The organism is Mesorhizobium sp. B2-4-7 (assembly GCF_006442685.1).
Taxonomy (GTDB): domain Bacteria; phylum Pseudomonadota; class Alphaproteobacteria; order Rhizobiales; family Rhizobiaceae; genus Mesorhizobium.
In genome coordinates, this window is record NZ_VFVH01000002.1 from 16,826 (window position 1) to 38,860 (window position 22,035).

At 63.1% G+C, this 22,035-nt stretch carries 25 protein-coding genes and 1 pseudogene; 10 read left to right on the top strand and 16 right to left on the bottom strand.

The window, feature by feature from the left end; genetic code table 11:
- Nucleotides 1–9: 9 nt before the first annotated feature.
- From FJ946_RS06690 to FJ946_RS06705, 4 genes are all read right to left on the bottom strand, one after another.
- Nucleotides 10–996 (bottom strand): Gfo/Idh/MocA family oxidoreductase, encoded by a 987-nt coding sequence (locus tag FJ946_RS06690; RefSeq protein ID WP_140491121.1) that lies wholly within the window; start codon nucleotides 994–996, stop codon nucleotides 10–12.
- 102 nt (nucleotides 997–1,098) lie between these two features.
- A complete protein-coding gene (locus FJ946_RS06695; RefSeq protein ID WP_140491123.1) occupies nucleotides 1,099–1,674 on the bottom strand; it encodes a YceI family protein in 576 nt (191 codons plus the stop codon).
- Nucleotides 1,675–1,742: 68 nt separating this feature from the next.
- Nucleotides 1,743–2,315 (bottom strand): cytochrome b, encoded by a 573-nt coding sequence (locus FJ946_RS06700; RefSeq protein ID WP_140517768.1) that lies wholly within the window; start codon nucleotides 2,313–2,315, stop codon nucleotides 1,743–1,745.
- A 59-nt stretch (nucleotides 2,316–2,374) separates the two neighbouring features.
- Entirely contained in the window at nucleotides 2,375–3,265 is an 891-nt protein-coding gene (locus FJ946_RS06705; RefSeq protein ID WP_140563501.1) for a LysR family transcriptional regulator, read from the bottom strand.
- A 96-nt stretch (nucleotides 3,266–3,361) separates the two neighbouring features.
- Here FJ946_RS06705 and FJ946_RS06710 point away from each other — a divergent pair, with 96 nt between their 5' ends.
- The gene (locus FJ946_RS06710) at nucleotides 3,362–4,357 is read left to right on the top strand and encodes an aldo/keto reductase (RefSeq protein ID WP_140561802.1); all 996 of its coding nucleotides are present in this window, start codon (nucleotides 3,362–3,364) and stop codon (nucleotides 4,355–4,357) included.
- Nucleotides 4,358–4,489: 132 nt separating this feature from the next.
- Here FJ946_RS06710 and FJ946_RS06715 read toward each other — a convergent pair whose 3' ends face one another.
- The 7 genes from FJ946_RS06715 to infC form a co-directional block, all read right to left on the bottom strand.
- Complete coding sequence (locus FJ946_RS06715; RefSeq protein ID WP_140563503.1) at nucleotides 4,490–5,092, bottom strand: nucleotidyltransferase family protein; 603 nt, start codon at nucleotides 5,090–5,092, stop codon at nucleotides 4,490–4,492.
- Between the two features lie 48 nt (nucleotides 5,093–5,140).
- Entirely contained in the window at nucleotides 5,141–7,549 is a 2,409-nt protein-coding gene (gene pheT / locus FJ946_RS06720; protein ID WP_140561799.1) for a phenylalanine--tRNA ligase subunit beta, read from the bottom strand.
- 43 nt (nucleotides 7,550–7,592) lie between these two features.
- The gene (gene pheS / locus FJ946_RS06725) at nucleotides 7,593–8,690 is read right to left on the bottom strand and encodes a phenylalanine--tRNA ligase subunit alpha (protein ID WP_140491135.1); all 1,098 of its coding nucleotides are present in this window, start codon (nucleotides 8,688–8,690) and stop codon (nucleotides 7,593–7,595) included.
- 142 nt (nucleotides 8,691–8,832) lie between these two features.
- Nucleotides 8,833–9,234 carry a 50S ribosomal protein L20 gene (gene rplT, locus FJ946_RS06730; protein ID WP_006201247.1) on the bottom strand — a complete coding sequence of 134 codons (402 nt, stop codon included), beginning with the start codon at nucleotides 9,232–9,234 and terminating at the stop codon, nucleotides 8,833–8,835.
- Between the two features lie 91 nt (nucleotides 9,235–9,325).
- On the bottom strand, nucleotides 9,326–9,529 hold the full coding sequence (rpmI, locus tag FJ946_RS06735; RefSeq protein WP_006201248.1) for a 50S ribosomal protein L35: 204 nt from the start codon (nucleotides 9,527–9,529) through the stop codon (nucleotides 9,326–9,328).
- 206 nt (nucleotides 9,530–9,735) lie between these two features.
- Nucleotides 9,736–10,362: an isoprenylcysteine carboxylmethyltransferase family protein gene (locus FJ946_RS06740; RefSeq protein WP_140563505.1), complete on the bottom strand. Its 627-nt coding sequence runs from the start codon at nucleotides 10,360–10,362 to the stop codon at nucleotides 9,736–9,738.
- Between the two features lie 140 nt (nucleotides 10,363–10,502).
- Entirely contained in the window at nucleotides 10,503–11,039 is a 537-nt protein-coding gene (gene infC / locus FJ946_RS06745; RefSeq protein ID WP_140491142.1) for a translation initiation factor IF-3, read from the bottom strand.
- A 218-nt stretch (nucleotides 11,040–11,257) separates the two neighbouring features.
- Between infC and FJ946_RS06750 the strand changes: the two genes are divergently transcribed.
- From FJ946_RS06750 to FJ946_RS06765, 4 genes are all read left to right on the top strand, one after another.
- The gene (locus FJ946_RS06750; RefSeq protein ID WP_140563507.1) at nucleotides 11,258–12,022 is read left to right on the top strand and encodes an alpha/beta hydrolase; all 765 of its coding nucleotides are present in this window, start codon (nucleotides 11,258–11,260) and stop codon (nucleotides 12,020–12,022) included.
- 2 nt (nucleotides 12,023–12,024) lie between these two features.
- Nucleotides 12,025–13,167 (top strand): benzoate/H(+) symporter BenE family transporter, encoded by a 1,143-nt coding sequence (locus FJ946_RS06755; RefSeq protein WP_140491146.1) that lies wholly within the window; start codon nucleotides 12,025–12,027, stop codon nucleotides 13,165–13,167.
- A gap of 117 nt (nucleotides 13,168–13,284) precedes the next feature.
- Nucleotides 13,285–13,767 carry a DUF2852 domain-containing protein gene (locus FJ946_RS06760; RefSeq protein WP_140491148.1) on the top strand — a complete coding sequence of 161 codons (483 nt, stop codon included), beginning with the start codon at nucleotides 13,285–13,287 and terminating at the stop codon, nucleotides 13,765–13,767.
- Between the two features lie 100 nt (nucleotides 13,768–13,867).
- Complete coding sequence (locus tag FJ946_RS06765; protein ID WP_140561794.1) at nucleotides 13,868–14,626, top strand: M48 family metallopeptidase; 759 nt, start codon at nucleotides 13,868–13,870, stop codon at nucleotides 14,624–14,626.
- A gap of 103 nt (nucleotides 14,627–14,729) precedes the next feature.
- Here the strand turns inward: FJ946_RS06765 and FJ946_RS06770 are convergent, their stop codons facing one another.
- On the bottom strand, nucleotides 14,730–14,948 hold the full coding sequence (locus FJ946_RS06770) for a hypothetical protein (RefSeq protein ID WP_140491152.1): 219 nt from the start codon (nucleotides 14,946–14,948) through the stop codon (nucleotides 14,730–14,732).
- Between the two features lie 111 nt (nucleotides 14,949–15,059).
- Between FJ946_RS06770 and FJ946_RS06775 the strand changes: the two genes are divergently transcribed.
- The 5 genes from FJ946_RS06775 (at nucleotide 15,060) to FJ946_RS06795 (ending at nucleotide 20,397) form a co-directional block, all read left to right on the top strand.
- The gene (locus tag FJ946_RS06775; protein WP_140554553.1) at nucleotides 15,060–15,719 is read left to right on the top strand and encodes a phosphoribosylanthranilate isomerase; all 660 of its coding nucleotides are present in this window, start codon (nucleotides 15,060–15,062) and stop codon (nucleotides 15,717–15,719) included.
- Between the two features lie 89 nt (nucleotides 15,720–15,808).
- Nucleotides 15,809–17,059 carry a tryptophan synthase subunit beta gene (gene trpB / locus FJ946_RS06780; RefSeq protein ID WP_140563509.1) on the top strand — a complete coding sequence of 417 codons (1,251 nt, stop codon included), beginning with the start codon at nucleotides 15,809–15,811 and terminating at the stop codon, nucleotides 17,057–17,059.
- Between the two features lie 2 nt (nucleotides 17,060–17,061).
- Nucleotides 17,062–17,901 carry a tryptophan synthase subunit alpha gene (gene trpA, locus FJ946_RS06785; RefSeq protein WP_140561789.1) on the top strand — a complete coding sequence of 280 codons (840 nt, stop codon included), beginning with the start codon at nucleotides 17,062–17,064 and terminating at the stop codon, nucleotides 17,899–17,901.
- Between the two features lie 181 nt (nucleotides 17,902–18,082).
- Complete coding sequence (accD, locus tag FJ946_RS06790; protein ID WP_140491161.1) at nucleotides 18,083–19,009, top strand: acetyl-CoA carboxylase, carboxyltransferase subunit beta; 927 nt, start codon at nucleotides 18,083–18,085, stop codon at nucleotides 19,007–19,009.
- Between the two features lie 62 nt (nucleotides 19,010–19,071).
- Nucleotides 19,072–20,397: a folylpolyglutamate synthase/dihydrofolate synthase family protein gene (locus FJ946_RS06795; protein WP_140563511.1), complete on the top strand. Its 1,326-nt coding sequence runs from the start codon at nucleotides 19,072–19,074 to the stop codon at nucleotides 20,395–20,397.
- Nucleotides 20,398–20,506: 109 nt separating this feature from the next.
- Here FJ946_RS06795 and FJ946_RS06800 read toward each other — a convergent pair.
- From FJ946_RS06800 to trxA, 4 genes and pseudogenes are all read right to left on the bottom strand, one after another.
- Nucleotides 20,507–20,915 (bottom strand): annotated as a pseudogene (locus FJ946_RS06800) (PIN domain-containing protein).
- A complete protein-coding gene (locus tag FJ946_RS06805; RefSeq protein ID WP_140524091.1) occupies nucleotides 20,912–21,160 on the bottom strand; it encodes a type II toxin-antitoxin system VapB family antitoxin in 249 nt (82 codons plus the stop codon). The pseudogene FJ946_RS06800 and the gene FJ946_RS06805 overlap by 4 nt, the downstream one beginning before the upstream one ends.
- 64 nt (nucleotides 21,161–21,224) lie before the next feature.
- On the bottom strand, nucleotides 21,225–21,506 hold the full coding sequence (locus FJ946_RS06810; RefSeq protein ID WP_140524093.1) for a cupin domain-containing protein: 282 nt from the start codon (nucleotides 21,504–21,506) through the stop codon (nucleotides 21,225–21,227).
- Between the two features lie 134 nt (nucleotides 21,507–21,640).
- On the bottom strand, nucleotides 21,641–21,964 hold the full coding sequence (gene trxA, locus FJ946_RS06815; RefSeq protein WP_140491167.1) for a thioredoxin: 324 nt from the start codon (nucleotides 21,962–21,964) through the stop codon (nucleotides 21,641–21,643).
- Nucleotides 21,965–22,035: the final 71 nt, after the last annotated feature.

Consider the following 22,035-nt stretch of genomic DNA (forward strand, 5'->3'; position numbering starts at 1 on the left):
CAATGATGGTCAGACCGCCTCCCAGCCATCCTTGCCGCCGGCGCGGAAGATGGCGTCGATGACCTTCTGGTTGAGCACGGATTCCTCCAGCGTGAAGACGCGCTCCTTACCGCCCTGGGCCGCCCGCGCGAAGGTCTCGACCTCGAGCCGGTACTGCTGCGTACCGGGAAAGCGGAACACCTGCGCCTCCGTGTGGTTCTGATTGTGCAACTCGACGCGGTGGTGATCGTAGAGCCCGGCATTGAACGGCGAGAACACCTCGATGAACCCGTTCTCGCCATGGAACACCATCACCTGGCGCGCGGCCATCTGGGTCGAGAGATAGAAGGACAGTTCGAAGTCGCCGAAATCGGCGCGGATCGAGGAATAGATGTCGGTGCCGAATTTTTTGTCGCGCTCGATCGTCGCCTGCACGCGCAGCGGCTCCTTGCCGGTGGAAAAGCGCGTCGACACGGTCGGGTAGACGCCGATGTCGGGCAGCGCGCCGCCGCCAAGGTCGAGTTGGTTGCGCATGTTGTTGGGATCGACATTGTAATAGGAGAACGCGCCCTGCACATGGCGCAGCCGGCCGATGACGCCGCTGGCGATCAGGTCGCGCACCTTGATCCATTGCGGATGGTAGACGACCATGAAGGCTTCGCAGACCAACACCTTGCTGGCATCGCGCAGCTTGATCAGCGGCGGAATGTCCTTGGCGTCGAGCGCCAACGGCTTTTCGACCAGCACATGTTTTCCCGCCTGAATGGCCTTGGCCGTCCATTCGACATGCTGCGATGTCGGCAGCGGGATATAGACGCCGTCGACCTCGTTCGAGGCGAGCAACTCCTCATAGGAACCGAAAGCATGCGGCGCGCCGAAGCGATCGGCCAACCCACGGGCCTTCGACTGATCGCGGCTGGCGATTGCGGACAGCACGCCATTTTCCGCCTCCACGATCGCAGGTAAAAGCTGCTCGCGACCGATCTTGGCCGTCGATAACACACCCCATCGGAACATCAGGCTTCTCCTCTCGATTACAGGCGAGGAGGTTTGCCTGAAATCGGGGCAAAAGCCAATGCGGGGGCCAAGTTCCTCGCCCCACGAGCGGGGAGCGATGGCTCAACCCCTCTTCCCCGTCAGCCTCATGTCGAAACCGACGACGTTGGAATAGATCGGCGTGCCGACATCCATTCCGTAGCGCGACCGCAGCACCTTGCCGGTGACGTGGAACCCGATCGTGCCGGACTTCAGGCCATCGAGCTCGGCGGTGAACTTTTCCGCAAACGTCTTGCCGCGCGCCGTCAGCCGGCCGGTGACAAGCGCCGTCGTATCGCCGGTGCGGGTCACGCTGGTCGAGCGGAACTGGATTTCGGGGCTGTTGGCCGCATCGAACACGGCGTCTGAACGCAGGAAAGCGTCGATGCGGCCCTGGCCGGTGCCGACGCTTTCGGGAAAAATGGTAAGGTTGACCTTCGAGCGGCTGACGTCGTCATTGTCGATGCGGATCGTGCCCTTGAAGTGAGCAAACGCACCATCGAAACCGCCGCCGCCGGCCTTGCCGATGGTGAAGCGGATCGAGGAGTCAGCCTGGCTGATCGTGTAACTGCCGGCGGCATCATCGAGGACAACTGCTGCCCAGACAGGCACGGCAAGGCAAGCGGCAAGGGCCGCCGATCCGAGGAGTCGCGCATACATGAGATTATTTCCTTCTTCGGAGGCAACGCTCTTCGCGTCCTCGCTTACAAACGAGGCCGAACCCCGTTCTATTCCCCGCCTGAGGAAGGCGTGACGATGCGTGTAAGCACATTGTCCCTCAGTCGGAAATGATGGCGCAGTGCCGCCGTGACATGCAGCGCCACAAGTGCTGCGCCGGCATAGGCAAGGTACCAGTGCGCTGCCGCCCAAAAACTCTCGGCGGCATCGGATTCCGCGAGCGGCAGGTTGGGCATCACGAACAGGTTGAACGGCATGCTTGGAATTTCCAGCGTCGAGACCGAAACCAGCGCCCAGCCGGACAGAGGCAAAGCGATCTGGAAGGCATAGAGCGCCAGGTGAGCGAGCGGCGCCGCCCGGCGCTCCAGGGATCCGACCGAGGATGGCAAGGCCGGCGCGGCATTGCCGAGCCGCCAGGCGATGCGCAGGATGATCAGGCCGAGCAGCAGGAAGCCCAGCGATTTGTGCAGCTGGATGAGCTCGAAAGCCGTGCGCTGGCTGCTGATGCGGACCATCGCGAAACCGAGCGCGAACTGGCCGATGAAGGCAAGGCCGATCAGCCAATGAAGCAGGATTGCCGCCCAACCGTAGCGGGTCGGGGTATTTATGATCGAAGCTCGCATGGAAAGTGAACGAATGTCGCGTCGGCTTTCTTCCACCCTCCCACAAGGGAGAGGGCAGCCTATCCGCTCACCCTGAAGAAATCGATGAAGGCCCTGAGCGCAGGCCGCATCTGGCGGCGACTCGGATAGTAGACGAAGAAACCCTCGAAGGACGGACACCAATCCTCCAGCACGCGAACCAGCCGGCCATCGCGGAGCGGCTCGCGGACATAATCCTCGAAGACGAAGGCAAGCCCGGCCCCGTCGACCGCCGCCTGAGCGATCAGATGGTCTTCGTCGAGAATCAATGGTCCTTGCGCGGCAATCTCGATCTCCTCGCCATCCCTGGCGAATTCCCAGCGGTAGAGAATGCCGCTGGAGAAGCGGAAGCGGATGCAGCGATGATCGGACAGGTCACGCGGATGGCGAGGCCTGGGCATGGTGTCGAAATAGGAGGGCGCGCCCACCACGGCGCCGCGTATATCGGGCCCGATGCGCACCGCGATCATGTCGCGTTGCAGGCTTTCGCCAAGCCGCACGCCTGCATCGAAACCGCCTTCCACCACGTCCGTGAAGCGGTCCTCGATAACGATCTCCAGCACGATATCGGGATAAGCCGCGGCAAAGGCGCCGAGCCGCGGGGTCAGCACCAGATGGGCTGCCGTGCGCGGCACGCTCAGCCGCAGATTGCCGGCCGGCCGGTCGCGCGCCTCGACCGCCGCCTCCAGTGCCAGGTCGATCTCCGACAGCGCCGGCCGCAATCGTTCCAGCAACCGCGCGCCCTCTTCGGTCGGGGCAACGCTGCGGGTGCTGCGTGCCAACAGCCGCACGCCAAGCCGCGCCTCAAGGCTGGACACGGCATGGCTGACCGCCGACGGGGCGATCGCCAGTTCCCTGGCCGCGCCGCGAAAGCTGCCGCATTGGGCAACAGTTGCCAGCACCGCAAGCTGTGAAAGATGTGCCCGGTTCATTGATCTATTTTCGAGAACGCCCCGTGCACAGATGAGCCGATTATCGAACATAAGGCAAGGCGCTATTTCCTGGGCATCGCAACAAGGAGACGCGTGATGAAAACCCGCAAACTCGGTACTGAACTCGAAGTTTTCCCGATCGGCCTCGGCTGCATGGGCATGAGCTTCGGCTATGGCGGCCAGCCGGAAGCCGAGGCGATCGCCACCTTGCGCCGCGCCGTCGAGATCGGCGTCAATTTCTTCGACACGGCAGAGGTCTACGGGCCCTACGAGAACGAGATCCTGCTCGGCAAGGCGCTGAAGCCGGTGCGCGATCAGGTGACGATCGCAACCAAGTTCGGCTTCAATATCCTGGAGGAAGGCACCGGCACCGATCGCATGGCGGGCGTCGACAGCCGCCCCAAACACGTCAAGGCCGTCGCAGAGGCGTCACTGAAGCGGCTGGGCACCGACGTGATCGATCTCTATTACCAGCACCGCGTCGACCCGAACGTGCCGATCGAGGACACGGTCGGCGCCATGGCCGAGCTGGTGCGCGAGGGCAAGGTGCGCGCGCTCGGCCTTTCGGAAGCGAGTGCCGCCACCATCCGCCGGGCGCATGCCGTGCATCCGATCGCGGCCGTCCAGAGCGAATATTCGCTGTGGAGCCGTGACCCGGAAGACGAGGTGTTCGCCGTCTGCCGCGAACTCGGCATCGGTTTCGTTCCCTATAGCCCGCTCGGCCGTGGCCTCTTGACCGGCACGATCGCCAAGCCCGAAACGCTTGATGACGACGACTGGCGCCGCACCTTGCCGCGCTTCCAGGCCGACGCCATGGAAGCCAATGCCAAAGTCGTGGCCACGCTGGAAAAACTGGCGACCGAAAAGGGAGTGACCTCGGCACAGCTGGCGCTCGCCTGGGTACTGCACCAGGACGATTTCATTGTCCCCATCCCGGGCGCCCGAAAGATCCGCCATCTGGAGCAGAACACGGCGGCGGCTGATATCGAGCTGAGTGCCGCAGAGGTACAGACCATCGGCGATGCACTGTCGCCTGATAAGGTCATGGGCAAGCGCTACACAGAGGAGCTGCTGGCGCTGGTGAATGGGTGAGCTTTCACCCTCCCCTGTGCGGAGGTCGGCTCGCTGTCGCAGCGAAGCGAAGACAGGGTGGGGTGGCGATGCGCGATACAGAAGATCACGGGTGTCCGCGCGAGGCACCCCCCTCTGTCCTGCCGACATTTCCTACCATGGCACGACCGTAATCTCCGGCCAGTAATCCCGCGCCCGCTGGCCCTTCGCCTCATGCGTCCGCTGATTGTCCATCGCCCGGTTCGGCGTGACGCGGAATGAGAAGACGTCGTCGAGACCGAACGGCGCCAGCAGTTCCAGTTGACAATCCGCGTCGTATCGCACCCCGACCGCATGTGTCTTCGACGCAAAAAACCGGACCGACTCGCTCGAACTCGTGTAGCGCGGACAGGGCCGCCCGAACTTCTGCGGGTACCACAAATGCACCCGCGCTTGGTTGCGCACCTCGACCGGCAGGGGCAGCCCCTGGAAATGCTTCGCCGCCCGGCGGATGACGGCGTCCTCGGCCTCGTAGGACAGGTCGCTATCGTCGAAATAGAACAGGTCGACATCCTTGATGCCATAACCCGACGGCTTCCCCGTCAGATGGTTCCAGACCGAGTTATAGAGCACGCCGGAGACCACCAGCCAGTCCGGAAGATCGAGCGTGCGGGCACATACCAGCGCCTGGCGCACGAGCGCATCCGACAGCAGGATGTCGAGAAACGCAGCGCGTTGTGCTTCGAACGGGAGCCCGGAATAGTGCAAATGGTCCATCGCCCTTTGGAGGGCGATTCGCCGTGCTCCCGCAATCCCGGAAAGAGGCTATGCCCTGAGCACGCCTCCAGTCTGCTTGCCGACATTCTCGACGATGCGCCTGGCCAACGCCTCGAAATCCTCGTCGGTCAGCGTCTTCTCGACCGGCTGGATCGACACTTCGATGGCGATGGACTTCTTGCCCTCGCCGAGCGCCGCACCTTCGAAAACATCAAAGACCGAGACGCCGGTGACCAGCTTCTTGTCCGCGGCGAGCGCCGCGCGTACCAGCGTGCCGGCCTCGACCGCCTTGTCGACGACGAAGGCGAAGTCGCGCTTCACCGCCTGGAAGGCGGAGAGATCCAGCCTGGGCTTGGTTTTCGTCGGCTTTGCCTTGGGCTCGGGCACGGCATCGACATACACTTCGAAGCCGCAGAGCGGGCCGGAGACGTCGAGCCCTTCCAGCGTTTTTGGATGAAATTCACCGAACGTGCCGAGCACCGTCTTCGGTCCGAGCTTGATCGTTCCGGAACGACCAGGATGGTACCAGGACGGGCCGCCGGCCTCGATCTGCAGCCGCTCGACCGGCGCGCCGCAGGCTTCGAGTGCGGCGATGGCATCAGCCTTGGCGTCGAACACGCCGACCGGACCGGAATTGCCAGCCCAGTTGCGGCCGGAACCGTCGAGCTTGGCGGTGCCGCGCCGCACGCCGGCGGCAACGCGCCGTTGCTGGTCGGCGCCGTCGCCCTCATAGGTGCCGGAGACCTCGAACAACGCCACGTCGCCAATGCCCTTGTCGGCATTGCGCTGGGCGGCTGCGATCAGGCCGGGCAGCAGCGAGGGCCGCATGTCGGACATGTCGGCGGCGATCGGGTTGGCGAGCTTGAGCGAAGCCTGCCCGCCGCCGAATAGTTCGGCGTGCCTGGCGGGGATGAACGACCAGGTGACTGCCTCCATCATGCCGCGCACGGCCAGCGCCCGCTTGGCCGCGCGGGTGCGGATCTGCAGCGTCGTCAGGATCTTGCCGTTGACCGCGTCATGCGCGCCGAGCGGCTGCGAAGCGATGTTGTCGACGCCGTGGATGCGCATCACCTCCTCGACCAGGTCGGCCTTGCCGTCGACATCGGGACGCCAGGACGGCACGGCGATTTCGACGACATCGCCCGAACCCTCAGGCTTGAAGCCGAGGCGCGTGAGAATATCGAGGCTTTCCGCCGTCGGCACTTCTATGCCGGTCAGCCGCTTCACTTCCGACAGCGGGAAGGAGACGATCTTGGGCTGATGGCCGGCATAGCCGGCCACCTCGATTTCCGTCGGCGTGCCGCCGCAGAAATCAAGCACCAGCCGGGTCGCAAGCTCAACGCCCGGCACCATGAATTCGGGGTCGACCCCGCGCTCGAAACGATAGCGGGCATCGGTGATGATGCCGAGCGCGCGCCCGGTGCGGGCCGTGGTGATCGGGTCCCAGAGTGCGGATTCGATCAGCACGTCGGTCGTGTTCTCGTCGCAGCCGGAACGCTCGCCGCCCATGATGCCGGCGATCGATTCCACGCCATTGTCATCGGCGATGACGCACATCTCCGGCGTCAACGTGTATTCGCGGCCGTCGAGCGCCAGTACCTTTTCGCCATCCCTGGCGCGACGCACGACAAGATTGCCGGCGACCTTGCCGGCATCGAAGACATGCAGCGGCCTGCCACGATCGAAGGTGACGTAGTTGGTGATATCGACCAGCGCGCTGATGGGCCTCAGCCCAATGGCGATCAGCCGCTGCTGGAGCCATTTCGGGGACGGGCCGTTCCTGACGCCGCTGACCAGATTGAGCGCGAAGCCGGGGCAGAGTTCCGGCGCTTCGATCGTCACCTTGACGGGGCACATTCCATTGCCGACATGCGGCATGATCGCGCCGCCGACGAGGCGGCCGAGACCGCTCGCCGCGAGATCCCGGGCGATGCCGTAAACGCTGGTGGCATCAGGCCGGTTTGGCGTCAGATTGATCTCGATGACCGGATCGTCGAGATGCGCGTAAGCGGCGAAGCTGGTGCCGACCGGCGCATCTTCGGGCAGGTCGATGATGCCGTTGTGCTCGTCGGAAAGTTCCAGCTCGCGCTCGGAACACATCATGCCGTGGCTTTCGACGCCCCTGATCTTGCCAACCGTCAGCGTCACATCGATGCCGGGCACATAAGTGCCGGGCGCGGCGAAGGCGCCGATCATGCCCGCCCGCGCATTGGGTGCGCCACAGACGACCTGCACGGGCGGCTTGCCGTCGCCGGTGTCGACGGTCAGCACCCGCAGCCGGTCGGCGTCGGGATGCTGCACCGCCGTCAGCACCCTGGCGATGACGAAGGGCTTCAGGCTCGCCTTGTCGTCGACATGCTCGACCTCGAGGCCGATCGAGGTCAGCCGCTCGACGATCTCGCCGAGCGAGGCGTCGGTCTCGAGATGGTCCTTGAGCCAGGAGAGGGTGAATTTCATGATGCTGTTCCGTAATGTATCGCAGCAGGAATCGTCTTGACCGTCACGCGCTCAGGCCCCCGAACAAAGTCGGCATGTCGAGCGGCCGGAAGCCGTAATGCGACAGCCAGCGCACATCGGCATCGAAGAAGGCGCGCAGATCCGGCATGCCGTATTTCAGCATGGCGATGCGGTCGATGCCCATGCCCCAGGCAAAGCCCTGATATTCATCGGGATCGAGCCCGCCAGCGCGCAGAACGTTGGGGTGCACCATGCCGCAGCCAAGGATCTCCATCCAGTCGGAGCCTTCGCCGAAGCGCACCTCGCCTGGCCGCGAGCGGTCGCACTGGATATCGACCTCGAGGCTTGGCTCGGTGAACGGGAAGAAGGACGGCCGGAAGCGCATCTTGACCGACGGCACCTCGAAGAAGGCCTTGCAGAACTCTTCCAGCACCCACTTCATGTTGGCGACGTTGGCCGATTTGTCGATCACCAGCCCTTCGACCTGATGGAACATCGGCGAGTGGGTGGCGTCGGAATCCTGCCGGTAGGTCTTGCCCGGAATGACGATGCGGATCGGCGGCTTCTGCTTCTCCATGGTGCGGATCTGCACCGGCGAGGTGTGGGTGCGCAGAAGCTTGCGCTCGCCCTTCTCGTCCGGCTGGAAGAAGAAGGTGTCATGCATCTCGCGCGCCGGATGGCCTTCCGGGAAATTCAGCGCGGTGAAATTGTAATAGTCGGTCTCGATGTCGGGCCCTTCGGCGATGGCGAAGCCGAGATCGCCGAAGATCGCCGCGATCTCGTCGATGACCTGGCTGATCGGATGAATGCGGCCGCGCTCGGCCGGCGACTGCCGCACCGGCAGCGTCACGTCGACCTTCTCCGCGGCGAGGCGGGCAGTGATGGCAACATCCCTGAGTTCCGCCTTGCGCGCGGTGAGCGCATCGGTGACGCGGTTCTTGAGGCCGTTGATGGCGGGGCCTTTGACCTGGCGCTCCTCAGCGCTCATCGAGCCGAGCGTCTTCAGCATTTCCGAGATCGACCCCTTCTTGCCAAGGGCTGCCACGCGCACGGCTTCTATCGCGGCCTCGTCAGCAGCCGACGCTATGTCGGCGAGCAGCGAAGCTTCCAGGCTTTCAAGATTTCCAGCGGTGGCGTTCACGGCGAAACTCTCTCGATCGGGCAACCCACCATCACCGGGCGTGTCACCAATTTGGTTACATCAGGCATAAGAAAAACCCGCGCCAGCCGTGCCAGCGCGGGTTCCCCAAATCAGAATTTCGAATGCTTGGGAAGCGCTGGTCTTAGGCGACAGCGCTTTCAAAAGCATTCGGGGTGGTGTTCTTGAGGTACTCAAGAGCAACCTTGGCCTTGGCCACGAGCGCGGCGAAAGCCTGCGGCTCGTGGATGGCCATATCCGACAGGATCTTGCGATCGATCTCAATGCCAGCCTTGTTGAGGCCGTCGATGAAACGGCCATAGGTCAGGCCGTGCTCGTGCGTCGCGGCGTTGATGCGCTGGATCCACAGCGCGCGGAACGAGCGCTTGCGGTTCTTGCGGTCGCGATAGGCGTATTGCAGCGACTTTTCCACCGCCTGCTTGGCGATGCGGATGGTGTTCTTGCGGCGGCCGTAGAAGCCTTTCGCGGCTTTCAGGACCTTCTTGTGCTTGGCGTGCGAGGTGACGCCTCTTTTTACGCGTGCCATGTCATGATCTCCTTAAAAGCAATTCCAGGAAAAGTGCCTTGCGGTTTTCCGTTCGGAATTGCGTAAAACAAATTCGTGTTCGGCCGAATGCTCAGAGGCCGTTCGGCAGAAAATTCTTGATGACCTTCTTGCCATCCGGTTCAGCCAGAACCATCGTGCCGCGGGCATTTCGAATGAACTTGTTGGAACGCTTGATCATGCCGTGACGCTTGCCGGCCGCAGCCGACAGGACTTTACCCGTACCGGTGATCTTGAACCGCTTCTTGGCGGCCGATTTGGTCTTCATCTTGGGCATTTTGCTACTCCGTATTGTGGCGCACCATCGCGCTTCTTGTTCGCTTCGGGCCGACCAAAGCCCGAAAAGCAAATGAAACCGCCACGGCATGCCCTGCCGGGCGGTTTTCTTGGAACGGCGGTCCTATACGTCAAAGCAGGCGACTGTGCAACACCCACCGCGCCGCGCGTTTCCCCGAACGCCCGGATGCGGCGCCCGGTCCTTCATCAGGGGAGCGTAAACAACACCGGCAACATACCCGACTGCTGGGCGCCGTCGATCAGTTCGAAGGCCGGCAGCGCGATGAGGAACACCAGGCCGTCGAGAAGCGTTGTCAACAGCAGGCGCGGCTTGAAGCTGCCGGTGTCGCCTTCCTGGTAAAGGGAAAGCTTCGGAAAGAAGCGCGGCACTCTTGCCAGATAGGCCTGATAGGGCTCGCCGAGCGCTTCCTTAAGGAATTTCTCCTCGCGCAGGATGACGATATGGAAGGCGCCCGCACACAGGACAGCGAACAGAATGATGCCGGAGAACGAGCCGATCTGCGCGCCGACGCCGGCCGCGGCCACAGTCGAGAACACATAGAGCGGGTTGCGGGTGATCGAATAAGGCCCGCCCGTCACAACTTCGGAAGATTTGCGCCCACCTATGTAGAGCGTCGACCAAAGGCGGCCGCAGATACCTAGGAAAATCAGCAGCACGCCGAACATCTCGATCGTTTCATGCATCGCCGTATCAGGCGGAAAGCTCGATTGCCCGAACAGCAGGGCTGCGAACAGCACCACCACGAGCACGGCAAGCACCAGCCTGCGCGTGCGCTGGTAGCCACCCAGCCCGTATTTGAGTTTTTTGTCCAAGGGAGGAATCCGATCGTCGAGAGCTTAGCCGGCGACCGCAGCTATGGCCGAGAAATGGGCGTCCCGCCGATCGCCGGGACGCCCTGTAGCACAATTCAGGCGGAATTGGAGCGCGTCGGTCGCGCTAACCTTATCGTGATCTAGCGCGGCGCCAGCACCATCATCATCTGGCGGCCTTCGAGCTTCGGCTCCGCCTCGACCTTGGCGATGGTAGCCACTTCCTCACGCACCTTGTTCAGAAGCTGCATGCCAAGCTCCATATGCGCCATCTCGCGGCCACGGAAGCGCAATGTCAGCTTGACCTTATCGCCTTCCTCGAAGAAGCGGCGCACCGCCTTCATCTTGGTCTCGTAGTCGTGGCTGTCGATGTTCGGGCGCATCTTGATCTCCTTGATCTCGATGACCTTCTGGTTCTTGCGCGCCTCGGCCGCCTTCTTCTGGTTGGCGTATTTCAACTTGCCGAGATCGAGGATTTTTACGACGGGCGGCTGCGCGTTGGGCGATATCTCGACGAGATCGAGCCCTGCCTCTTCGGCGAGCAGCAATGCGTCGTTGATGGAAACATCGCCACGGTTCTGGCCTTCGGCGTCGATAAGCTGGACCCGGGGAACCCGGATGTCACGATTGGAGCGCGGCCCATCCTTGGTCGGCGCCGCTGCTTTGAAAGGTCTGCGAATGGTCGTGGTCTCCTTGGCCGTTTCGTTCTGGATTTGCAGGTCTTGATATGTGGACGCGCCAATGTGGGGAGCGCGCGGGCGGAGTCAATAGCACAGCATTGACAGAAAATCACCTGATCGCTGCCTGCGACAAACAAAGAAAGATCGCGAGCACTTTTCGCCACACCACTGGCTGTGTCACAAGACCCTGCGCCGAAAGTCGGCGCAAGGAAAAAGCCATGACTGCCCCTGTCTTTCTGGATGTCGACGGATCGAGCATCGCGGTGCGCCATATTGCGGGCGCGACGCCTGGCGTCGTCTGGCTCGGCGGCTACAAGTCGGACATGCTGGGCACGAAGGCTGAAGCGCTTTCGGACTGGGCGGCAAAAGAAGGCCGCGCCTTCCTGCGCCATGACTATTCCGGACACGGCGAATCCGGCGGCGCCTTTGCCGACGGCACGATCTCGAAATGGCTTTCGCAAAGCCTGGCCGTGTTCCGGCATTTCACCAGCGGCAGCCAGATCCTGGTCGGCTCGTCGATGGGCGCCTGGATCGCCCTGCGCATGGTGCAGGAATTGCGCAAGGCAGGCGACGCAAGCGTCGTCGGTCTGGTGCTTCTAGCACCGGCGCCGGATTTTACCGCAGAACTGGTCGAACCGGTGCTGACCAAAGCGCAGAAGCGCGACCTTGCCAAAAAAGGCTTCTTCGAGGAGCCGTCGGACTATTCCACCGAGCCCTACATCTACACGCGCGCGCTGATCGAGGATGGGCGCGACAACCTGGTCATGACAGGCCCGCTCGACACGCACTGCCCCGTCCACATCGTGCAGGGCCTGGCCGATCGGGACGTGCCGTCGAGCCATGCGCTGAGGCTGGTCAGCCTGCTGCCGGCCGACGATGTCACGCTGTCGCTGATCCCCGACGGCGACCACCGGCTATCGCGGCCGCAGGATTTCGACATGCTGGTGCGGGCGGTCGGCGACATGGCCGCGCGGAGCAAGTGACGATGCGCCTTTCCATCCCGATCTCAGCCTTTGTCGCGGCCATCGTCGGTTTCGGCGGCACGCTGGCCATTGTCATTGCCGCCGCCCACGCGGTTGGCGCGACGCAAATCCAGACGGCGAGCTGGGTGACCACCATCTGCCTGGCGATGGCGGTCGAAAGCCTGTGGCTATCCTGGCGAACGAAAATGCCGGTCATCACCGCCTGGTCGACGCCGGGCCTGGCGCTGATGGCGGCGTCGAGCGGTTTTTCGATCGGCGAGGCCGTCGCCGCCTTCATCGTTACCGGCATTCTTTTGGTCGCCACCGGGCTGTTCCGGCCGCTGACGAAACTGATCTCGGGGATACCGCCCTCGGTCGCTTCAGGAATGCTGGCCGGCATTGTCGTCACCTTCGCGCTTAATGCGGTCAAAACTGTTCCCGCCGATCCCTGGCTGATCCTGCCGTTGATCGCCGCCTTCTTCGTCATCCGCCTGTTCAATCCGGCGCTGTCGGTGCTGGCAGTGCTGGTCGGCGGCGGTCTCGCCGCGTTTCTCACCGGCCGCGTCGGCGGTTTGCCCACTCCTGAACTGTCGACGCTCACTCTGATCGCGCCTGTGTTCACCGCCAAGGCGATAATCGGCCTGGCAGTACCGCTCTACCTGGTCACCATGGCTTCGCAGAACCTGTCGGGCCTCGCCGTGCTGCGCGCCGCCGGCTACCATCCGGAACCCGGTCCGCTGATCGGCATCACCGGCCTGTTTTCGCTGCTTTCGGCGCCGTTCGGCGGCTCGACCACCAATCTGGCGGCAATTTCGGCGGCTATCTGCACCGGGCCCGACGTTCATCCAGACCCAACGGAGCGCTGGAAGACAGGGCCGTTCTATGCCCTTGCCTATCTGATCTTCGCGATTTTCGGCGCCTCCCTGGTGGCGATCTTCGCCGTCCTGCCGCAGAGCCTGATCGTGCTGGTTGCGGGTCTTGCGCTGATGGCCTCGCTGGCCAACGCGCTGGCGATCGCGCTCAAGGACGAAAGCGAGCGCATGGCCGCCACCGTCACTTTTGTCGTCACCGCCTCCGGGCTGACCTTGTTCGGCGTCGGCGCCGCATTCTGGGGACTGATTGCCGGGCTGGTCGTGCTTTTCCTCGATATGCTCAAAAAGCGATAATCATTTCAGCAGCTTGTCCGGTTTTAGCCGACATTGTCTTGAATCGCCGTTTTTGCCTTCCCATTTCGATTCCACGCAGCCGGTCCTGGCTGTCTCCAACCGAAGGAATGGGAGAAAATGAACACATCTGCATTGATCCGCCCGGCCTGGACGCCGGCAACCATCGCGTTGATGGTGATCGGCTTCATGGTGTTCTGGCCGCTCGGCTTCGCCATGCTCGCCTACATCATCTGGGGCGACCGGCTCGAGGGCTTCAAGCGTGATGTCAACCGCGCGACCGACGGCATCTTCGCCGGCTGCCGCCGCGGTTCCGACAAAGCCGCACGCTGGGGCCACGGCTCCGCCCGGACCGGCAACGTCGCGTTTGACGACTGGCGCGAAAAGGAGCTTGAACGCCTGGCCGAGGAACGCCGCAAGCTCGACGACATGTTGACCGAGTTCGACGACTACGCCCGCGAATTGCGTCGCGCCAAGGACCAGGACGAGTTCGATCGCTTCATGGCGAACCGCAACAAGTCGACCGCTCCGGCAAAGAGCGACCCGAGCACAGGCACGACCCCCACCAAGCGTGGCAAAGGCTCGAACCTGCTTGACGACTGAGGCTGAGCGACAGGCCCGATCGTGAAAAAACGGCGTCGCGCGAGCGGCGCCGTTTCTTTTTTGTTCTATTCGTTTTTCTCGAATCGCGTATCGTCCGGCCATGACCCTCGGATTCTTCCGCAATCTGACGAAGCCCAAGCCCACGCCTGTCGTGGAGCGAGAATACTGCGTTGCCGGCCGCACGCTGCCGCTCAAGATCGTCGAGAGCGCCAGGGCGCGGCGTCTGACGCTGCGCATCGATTCCGGCGGCCAGGGCCTGCGTATCACCGTGCCGCCGGGCCTGCGCCGCGGCGAGGTGGAGCGGTTCCTCGATCGTCATCAGGACTGGCTGGAGCAGCGGCTGGCCAAGGTGCCAACGCGGCCGCAGGTGCGGCCCGGCATCAAGATCCCCATACGCGGCGTGCCGCACCGCATCGTGCATGAGCCGTCAAGGCGCGGCACCGTCACCGTGTCGCGCGACGAACGCGGCCCGCTGCTGATCGTGCATGGCGAGCGCATCCACCTGCCGCGCCGCATCGCCGATTTTTTGAAGCGCGAGGCCAAGAAGGAGATCGAGAAGCTGGTGGCCAGGCACACCGAGGCGCTTGGCAAGCGCGCCAAGGCGATCCGCTACAAGGACACGTCCAGCCGCTGGGGCTCGTGCACTTCCGAAGGCAATTTGTCCTTTTCCTGGCGCATCATGATGGCGCCGCCACCCGTCATCAACTACCTCGTCGCGCATGAAGTAGCGCATCTGAAAGAGATGAACCACGGCCCGAAATTCTGGAAATTGTGCGAAAAGCTCTGTCCCGACACCGACCGCTGCAAGGACTGGCTGAAGCGCAATGGCGGCGCCCTGCAGGCGATCGTTTTCGAGTAGCGCAATCGCGAAGCGTCGCACGGTGCCTGAGGATAGCTGTTGCGTGGTGATCCTTCACACCTCCTGTCGCGCCAGCGTTTACGTTCTTACTGGCCGCACGAACTCAATCGTCATTCGCGGCGTTCAGCTCTTCAGGCCGCAGCCCCTCTTCGCTATGATGCGGCCACGGTAAAAAATTCCGATCGAAGGCGTCGGTGTCGAAATAATCGAGCGCCCGATGCGCCTCGGCGCCGTTGAAGGCGGCCTTGTCCATCAAATGCGCGATCACCTCGCGCGCTTGCGCGATCTTCTGCCTGAGTTCGGCAACGGTTCTGTCAGTCATGATGTTCTCCCGCCTTGCATGCTTTCCCATGATAGGTAGCGCCTTTGGCCCTGCCGGCAAACAACATGCTTTTTCTCGACTCTGCCTCGATTTCATGTCAATTCCCGCGCCATGGCACTCGACGTCAAAATCTGCGGCTTGAAGACCGACCAGGCAATGGCCGCGGCGCTGGCCGGCGGCGCCAGCCATGTCGGCTTCATTTTCTTTGCCAAGAGCCCGCGTTACATCGAACCGGCTGCAGCCGGGCGGTTGCGCGAAGCGGCGCGCGGCAAGGCTTTGGCGGTTGCCGTTACCGTCGACGCCAACGACACCTTCCTGGACGACATCATCGACAGCATGCGCCCGGACATGCTGCAGCTGCACGGCTCGGAAACGCCCGAACGGGTGGCCGAACTGAAAGCCCGCTATGACCTGCCGGTCATGAAGGCGCTGCCGCTCAGCGAAGCCGCCGATCTCGAGCGCATCAAACCGTTCGTCGGGGTCGCGGACCGGTTCCTGTTCGACGCCAAGCCGCCGAAGGGCTCCGAGTTGCCGGGCGGCAATGGCGTTGCGTTCGACTGGCGCATCCTGACCGGCCTTGACGCCGGGCTCGATTACATGCTTTCCGGTGGGCTCAACGCCGCCAATATCGGCGATGCCCTTCGGCTTGCCAGCCCGCCCGGAATTGATATTTCCTCCGGCGTGGAAAGCGCGCCGGGCGTCAAGGATCCGGCGCTGATCGAGCAGTTTTTCCGGGCCGTCAAGGCAGTGCGAGACGACCGCGCCGCCTGACCGCCTCAAACCCGAGCATGTCCCGGAAAAGTGGAAACCGGTTTTCGACAGGACATGCTCAAGAAAATCGAGATGCCAGGAGATCGGCGATGAACAAGCCGGCGACACCCAATTCCTTCCGCACCGGACCCGACGAACAGGGCATGTTTGGCATTTTCGGCGGTCGTTTCGTGGCCGAAACGCTGATGCCGCTGATCCTCGACCTCGAACGGCACTGGAACGAGGTCAAGGACGATCCGGATTTCAGGGCCGAGCTCACCGACCTTTCGACCCACTATGCGGGGCGGCCGTCGAAACTCTATTTCGCCGATGGCCTGACGAAATATCTTCGTGAAGTTTCCTCGGCGAAGGGCCTCGGGGGCGGTGCAAAAGTCTATTTCAAGCGCGAGGACCTGAACCATACCGGTTCGCACAAGATCAACAATTGCCTCGGCCAGATCCTGCTGGCCAAGCGCATGGGCAAGACGCGCATCATCGCCGAGACCGGGGCCGGCCAGCACGGCGTGGCGTCGGCCACGGTCGCTGCCCGTTTCGGCTTTCCCTGCGTCGTCTACATGGGTGCCACGGACGTTGCCCGCCAAAGCCCCAATGTCTTCCGCATGAAGCTGCTTGGCGCCGAAGTGCGGCCGGTGACCGCTGGCCACGGCACGCTGAAGGACGCCATGAACGAGGCGCTGCGCGACTGGGTGACCAATGTCGAGGACACTTATTACCTGATCGGCACCGCCGCCGGCCCGCACCCCTATCCGGAGCTGGTGCGCGACTTCCAGTCGGTGATCGGTTCGGAGGCGCGCGCTCAGATCCTCGAGCAGGAAGGCCGGTTGCCCGACACCATCATCGCCGCCGTCGGCGGCGGCTCCAACGCCATCGGCCTGTTCCATCCGTTCCTCGACGACAAGGATGTCCGCATCATCGGCATCGAGGCCGGCGGGCGTGGCCTCGACGGCATCGAGCACTGCGCCTCGATGAACGCCGGCGCGCCGGGCGTGCTGCATGGCAACCGCACCTATCTCCTGCAAAATGCCGACGGCCAGATCATGGACGGCCATTCGATCTCGGCCGGCCTCGATTACCCCGGCGTCGGCCCGGAGCATTCCTGGCTGCGCGACTCTGGCCGCGTCGAATATGTGCCGATCCTCGACGACGAGGCGCTGGAGGCCTTCAAGCTGACCACACGCGTCGAAGGCATCATCCCGGCGCTCGAATCGGCGCACGCCATCGCCCATGCGGTGAAGATCGTGCCCGCCATGGACAAGGACCAGATCGTCATCGTCAACCTGTCCGGCCGCGGCGACAAGGACGTGCATACGGTGGCTTCGATGCTGGGCATGGAGATCTGATCATGGTGACCCGCATCGATCGCCGCATGGCAAAGCTCAAGAACGAAGGCCGCCCGGCGCTCGTCACCTATTTCATGGGCGGCGACCCGGACTATCAGACCTCGCTGTCGATCATGAAGGCGCTGCCAACGGCCGGCGCGGACATCATCGAACTCGGCATGCCGTTCTCCGATCCGATGGCCGATGGCCCGGCGATCCAGGCCGCGGGCTTGAGAGCACTGAGAGGCGGCCAGACGCTGGTCAAGACGCTCAAGATGGCGGCTGACTTCCGCACCGGCGACAATGAGACGCCGATCGTTCTGATGGGCTACTACAACCCGATCTACATCTACGGCGTCGACCGCTTTCTCAAGGACGCATTGGCCAGCGGCATCGACGGGCTGATCGTCGTCGACCTGCCGCCGGAGATGGACGAGGAGCTGTGCATCCCGGCGCTGAAAGCCGGCATCAACTTCATCCGGCTGGCGACGCCGACCACCGACGACAAGCGCCTGCCCAAGGTGCTGCAGAACACGTCCGGCTTCGTCTATTACGTGTCGATGACCGGCATCACCGGTTCCGCGCTGGCCGACACCGGCAAGGTGGCTGCGGCGGTCAAGCGCATCAAGGGCCATACCGATCTGCCGGTCTGCGTCGGCTTCGGCGTCAAGACCGCCGAACAGGCGCGCGTCATCGGCGCCAATGCCGACGGCGTCGTCGTCGGCACCGCGATCGTCAATGCGGTCGCCAATGTGCTGGGGCCGAAGGGCGAAAAGACCGCCGACCCGGCCGAGGCCGTCGCCACGCTGGTCAGCGGCCTCGCGCAGGGCGTGCGGTCGGCCCGCCTTGCTGCCGCCGAATAGTTTTCCTACCTCAGGTCTTGTGCACGTCGCCATCCCGGGCGGCATGCGCTGGATCGGTTTGCCGTTTCACGGAAACGCCGAACCGCTCTATCTTTTTGCTTTATCGCAATTCCGGTCGGAAAACCGGTTCACACTTTTCCTGGAATTGCTCTAACTCTTCGTCAGGACAGGAGCCGAAGCGATGAACTGGATCACCAACTACGTTCGCCCGAAGATCAATTCGATGCTCGGCCGGCGCACCGACATGCCCGAGAACCTGTGGATCAAGGATCCCGAGACCGGGGAGATGGTGTTCCACAAGGATCTGGAATCCAACCAGTTCGTCATCCCGTCTTCGGGCCATCACATGAAGATCTCGGCCAAGGAGCGGCTGAAATACTTCCTCGACGACGGCAAATACGAACAGCTCGAAAATCCCAAGGTCATGCTGGACCCGCTGAAATTCCGCGACGAGAAGCGCTACACCGACCGGTTGAAGGACGCCAAGGCCAAGACCGGCCTGGAAGATGCCATCGTCAACGCGCTGGGCACCGTAGAAGGCCTGCCGGTGGTGGTGACGGTGCAGGATTTTGCCTTCATGGGCGGTTCGCTCGGCATGGCCGCGGGCGACGCCATCGTTCATGCCTTCGAGGTGGCCGTGCAGCGCAAGCGGCCGCTGATCCTGTTTGCCGCTTCCGGCGGCGCGCGCATGCAGGAAGGCATCCTGTCGCTGATGCAATTGCCGCGCACCACGGTTGGCGTCGACCGGCTGAAGGAAGCCGGCCTTCCCTACATCGTCGTGCTGACCAATCCGACGACCGGCGGCGTCACTGCCTCCTACGCCATGCTGGGCGACGTGCATATAGCCGAGCCCGGCGCACTGATCGGCTTCGCCGGACCGCGTGTCATCGAGCAGACCATCCGGGAAAAACTGCCGGACGGCTTCCAGCGCTCCGAATATCTGATGGAGCACGGCATGGTCGACATGGTGGTGTCGCGACTGGAGATGCGCCGGACCATCGCGCGGCTCTTGAAGATGCTGCTCAAGATGCCGGAAGAGCACAAGCCCCTGGAGCCGGAAATCCTGCCGCCGGCGGTGGTCGCGACGGAAGCACGGCCGCAGGCCTGACGCGACACTCTTTGCCGCGAACCGCGATTGCGCGCGATCCATCGCGCGCTTAGGACTCCTACATGACCACGCTTGCCGCCGACCGTGAAATCGAAGCGCTGATGGCGCTTCACCCGAAAGGCTTCGACCTTTCGCTCGACCGCATTTCACGACTGCTGGAGCGGCTGGGCAATCCTCAGGACTTGCTGCCGCCGGTGATCCACATCGCCGGTACCAACGGCAAGGGCTCTTGCGCCGCCTTCTCGCGAGCGCTTCTGGAAGCATCCGGCCGACTCGTGCACGTGCACACCTCGCCGCATCTGGTCAGCTGGCACGAGCGCTACCGGCTGGCGGCTGATGGCGGCGGCAGGCTGGTCGAGGACGATATCTTCGCCGAGGCCATCGCCCGCGTCGCCAAGGCCAATGGCGGCGAGAAGATCACCGTTTTCGAGATCCTCACCGCCGTCACCTTCATCCTGTTTTCGGAGCATCCGGCCGATGCCGCCATCATCGAGGTCGGTCTCGGCGGCCGCTTCGACGCCACCAATGTCATCGCCAGGCCGGCCGTCTCGGTGATCATGCCGGTGTCGATGGACCACGAAGCCTATCTCGGCGACCGCGTCGAACTGATCGCCGCCGAGAAGGCCGGCATCATCAAGCGCGGCTGCCCGGTGGTCATCGGGGCGCAGGAAACCGAGGCGGCGCAGCAGGTGCTGATCGAAACCGCCGAGCGGCTCAGCTGCCCGACCCTGGTCTATGGACAGGATTTCCTCGCCTTCGAGGAGAACGGCCGCATGGTCTATCAGGACGATGATGGCTTGATGGATCTGCCGCCGCCGCGGCTGCCCGGGCGCCACCAGTTCGCCAATGCTGCCGCCGCGATCGCCGCCGTCAAGGCAGCCGGCTTCGAGATCAGCCACCGTGCCGCCGAGAAGGCGATGACCACTGTCGCCTGGCCGGGGCGGATGCAGAAGCTGTCGCAAGGCAGGCTGACGGAACTGGCGCCCAAGGGCGCCGACATCTGGCTCGACGGCGGCCACAATCCGGGCGCTGGCGTGGTCGTCGCCGAGGCGCTGGCCGAACAGGAAGAGAAGAACCCCAGGCCGCTTTTTCTCATCTCCGGCATGATCAACACCAAGGACCAGAGCGGCTATTTCCGCGCCTTCAATGGCCTCGCCCGGCACGTCTATACCGTGCCGGTGAGCCTGAGCGACGCCAGCGCGCCGAACGACGAACTGGCGGCCCGTGCCACCGAGGCCGGGCTGACGGCCGAGCCGGTGAGTTCCGTCGCCAGCGCGCTGATGTTACTGCGGGACACCTGGGACGGCCCGCCGCCGCGCATCCTGATCGGCGGTTCGCTCTATCTGGCTGGAGCGGTGTTGGCGGAGAACGGCACGCCGCCGACGTGACATGGCGATAATCGGAAATCTATCCTACCCGCCCCCGGAAAACGATCTCGGCTTGGGAAAACGTCATGGCACAACATACCAAAGACGCTTCGCGTGATCCGTTCCAACGCTAGAAATCCCACGGTGAGATCAGGTCGAGGTTGGCGGTGGCAAAGTCGTTGAGGTTGCGCATCGCCAGCCGACCACCGTTTACACGCACGATCGCGGCGATCATGCTATCGGGAGCCGACATTCCACGGCCCAGGCGGCTGGCGGTTCCCATGATCTCCCCGTAAACCAGCGCAGCCTCTTCCGTCAGCCCAGAAATCCGGTCGGCGAAGCGACGGCGCCATTGAGAAAGCCCCTGCTCCAGGCGATCCGCACGCTCATCAGGTCGGATTTTGTGAATGCCGAAAGCGACTTCAGCAATCGTCACCGTGGGCCAATTCAGCATCGTTGCGGACAAGCCAGGCGAGAACGGCTTCGTCCGGTGCCTTCTTGAGTGTTTCTGAAATCACATCGGTGTCGACGAAAATCAAAGCTCGGGTCCAGCATGAACCAGGCGGCCGTCGCGGATGATTTCCTTCAGATCGATATCGACGCCACAACTGGCCGTGAGGCGGGCGTAGAAGGTGGTGGCGGGCTCGCGTCCCGCCTCACGGATCTCGTACGATTCAAGCGCTCGCTCGACGACATCTGCTATCGAGCGATTTTCGCGACGAGCAAGTCTATGAGCCAGGTCGCGTGCTTTTGCGCTACGGACCGAGAGCTGAGGTTCGGCCATCTCAAACTCCGTTGTTGGAAGACATATATACCGGTTTCCGCTGCGGTATTCGAGGCGAACGCCGCTATTTCAGCTCGATCTCAATGAAGGCATATTCGCCCTCATTGGCGCTGATGACGTCGTGCTCGACGCCTTCCCTGCGGAAATAGGGCGCGCCTTTCTTCATTTCGGCGAAGGATTCGCCGTCCTTGGTCAGAAGCTTTACCTTGCCGTCCATCAGCGGCACGACAACATAGTCGTGGCCATGGCGGTGCCAGCCGGTGTTGTCGCCCGGCTGAAAGCGGTATTCCGTGACGATGACGCGCTCATTGTCGATGAAGACGGTGGCCTTGGCGGATCCGGTCATTTTTCCTCTCCCTGCATCTGCTGCCAGCAGAAGACATGGAGGCCCCGGACGTCAGGGCCAGAGCGGGCGACCAATGACGCCAACAAAAAGCCCGGCGCGATCGGCCGGGCTTGATGTCAGGAATTTCGGATTGATCAGGCGAGATTACCGTTGATCCAGTGCGACAGCGCGGTCTTGGGCGCGGCGCCAACCTTCACATCGGCTCTTTCGCCGCCCTTGAAGATCATCAGCGTCGGGATCGAGCGCACGCCGAATTCCGCTGCCAGTTCGGGATTCTCGTCAATGTTGAGCTTGGCGATCTTCACCTTGCTGCCGAGCTCATTGGCGATGTCTTCCAGCGCCGGCGCGATCATCTTGCAGGGACCGCACCATTCCGCCCAGAAATCCACCACGACCGGCTCCTTGGCGTCGAGCACAGCGGTCTGGAAATTGTTCTTGTCGACCTTGACGGTAGCCATGCGGAAATCCTTTCGAAATTTTTCGTCGCACCAAATGTGGTGGTTGCCGCGCCCTTCTTCAAGCAGTTCTT

Coding starts and splice junctions, on each gene's coding strand:
- FJ946_RS06690 (WP_140491121.1), bottom strand. CDS start 996: ATGTTCCGATGGGGTGTGTTATCGACGGCCAAGATCGGTCGCGAGCAG.
- FJ946_RS06695 (WP_140491123.1), bottom strand. CDS start 1,674: ATGTATGCGCGACTCCTCGGATCGGCGGCCCTTGCCGCTTGCCTTGCC.
- FJ946_RS06700 (WP_140517768.1), bottom strand. CDS start 2,315: ATGCGAGCTTCGATCATAAATACCCCGACCCGCTACGGTTGGGCGGCA.
- FJ946_RS06705 (WP_140563501.1), bottom strand. CDS start 3,265: ATGAACCGGGCACATCTTTCACAGCTTGCGGTGCTGGCAACTGTTGCC.
- FJ946_RS06710 (WP_140561802.1), top strand. CDS start 3,362: ATGAAAACCCGCAAACTCGGTACTGAACTCGAAGTTTTCCCGATCGGC.
- FJ946_RS06715 (WP_140563503.1), bottom strand. CDS start 5,092: ATGGACCATTTGCACTATTCCGGGCTCCCGTTCGAAGCACAACGCGCT.
- pheT (WP_140561799.1), bottom strand. CDS start 7,549: ATGAAATTCACCCTCTCCTGGCTCAAGGACCATCTCGAGACCGACGCC.
- rplT (WP_006201247.1), bottom strand. CDS start 9,234: ATGGCACGCGTAAAAAGAGGCGTCACCTCGCACGCCAAGCACAAGAAG.
- rpmI (WP_006201248.1), bottom strand. CDS start 9,529: ATGCCCAAGATGAAGACCAAATCGGCCGCCAAGAAGCGGTTCAAGATC.
- FJ946_RS06750 (WP_140563507.1), top strand. CDS start 11,258: ATGACTGCCCCTGTCTTTCTGGATGTCGACGGATCGAGCATCGCGGTG.
- FJ946_RS06755 (WP_140491146.1), top strand. CDS start 12,025: ATGCGCCTTTCCATCCCGATCTCAGCCTTTGTCGCGGCCATCGTCGGT.
- FJ946_RS06760 (WP_140491148.1), top strand. CDS start 13,285: ATGAACACATCTGCATTGATCCGCCCGGCCTGGACGCCGGCAACCATC.
- FJ946_RS06765 (WP_140561794.1), top strand. CDS start 13,868: ATGACCCTCGGATTCTTCCGCAATCTGACGAAGCCCAAGCCCACGCCT.
- FJ946_RS06770 (WP_140491152.1), bottom strand. CDS start 14,948: ATGACTGACAGAACCGTTGCCGAACTCAGGCAGAAGATCGCGCAAGCG.
- FJ946_RS06775 (WP_140554553.1), top strand. CDS start 15,060: ATGGCACTCGACGTCAAAATCTGCGGCTTGAAGACCGACCAGGCAATG.
- trpB (WP_140563509.1), top strand. CDS start 15,809: ATGAACAAGCCGGCGACACCCAATTCCTTCCGCACCGGACCCGACGAA.
- trpA (WP_140561789.1), top strand. CDS start 17,062: ATGGTGACCCGCATCGATCGCCGCATGGCAAAGCTCAAGAACGAAGGC.
- accD (WP_140491161.1), top strand. CDS start 18,083: ATGAACTGGATCACCAACTACGTTCGCCCGAAGATCAATTCGATGCTC.
- FJ946_RS06795 (WP_140563511.1), top strand. CDS start 19,072: ATGACCACGCTTGCCGCCGACCGTGAAATCGAAGCGCTGATGGCGCTT.
- FJ946_RS06805 (WP_140524091.1), bottom strand. CDS start 21,160: ATGGCCGAACCTCAGCTCTCGGTCCGTAGCGCAAAAGCACGCGACCTG.
- FJ946_RS06810 (WP_140524093.1), bottom strand. CDS start 21,506: ATGACCGGATCCGCCAAGGCCACCGTCTTCATCGACAATGAGCGCGTC.
- trxA (WP_140491167.1), bottom strand. CDS start 21,964: ATGGCTACCGTCAAGGTCGACAAGAACAATTTCCAGACCGCTGTGCTC.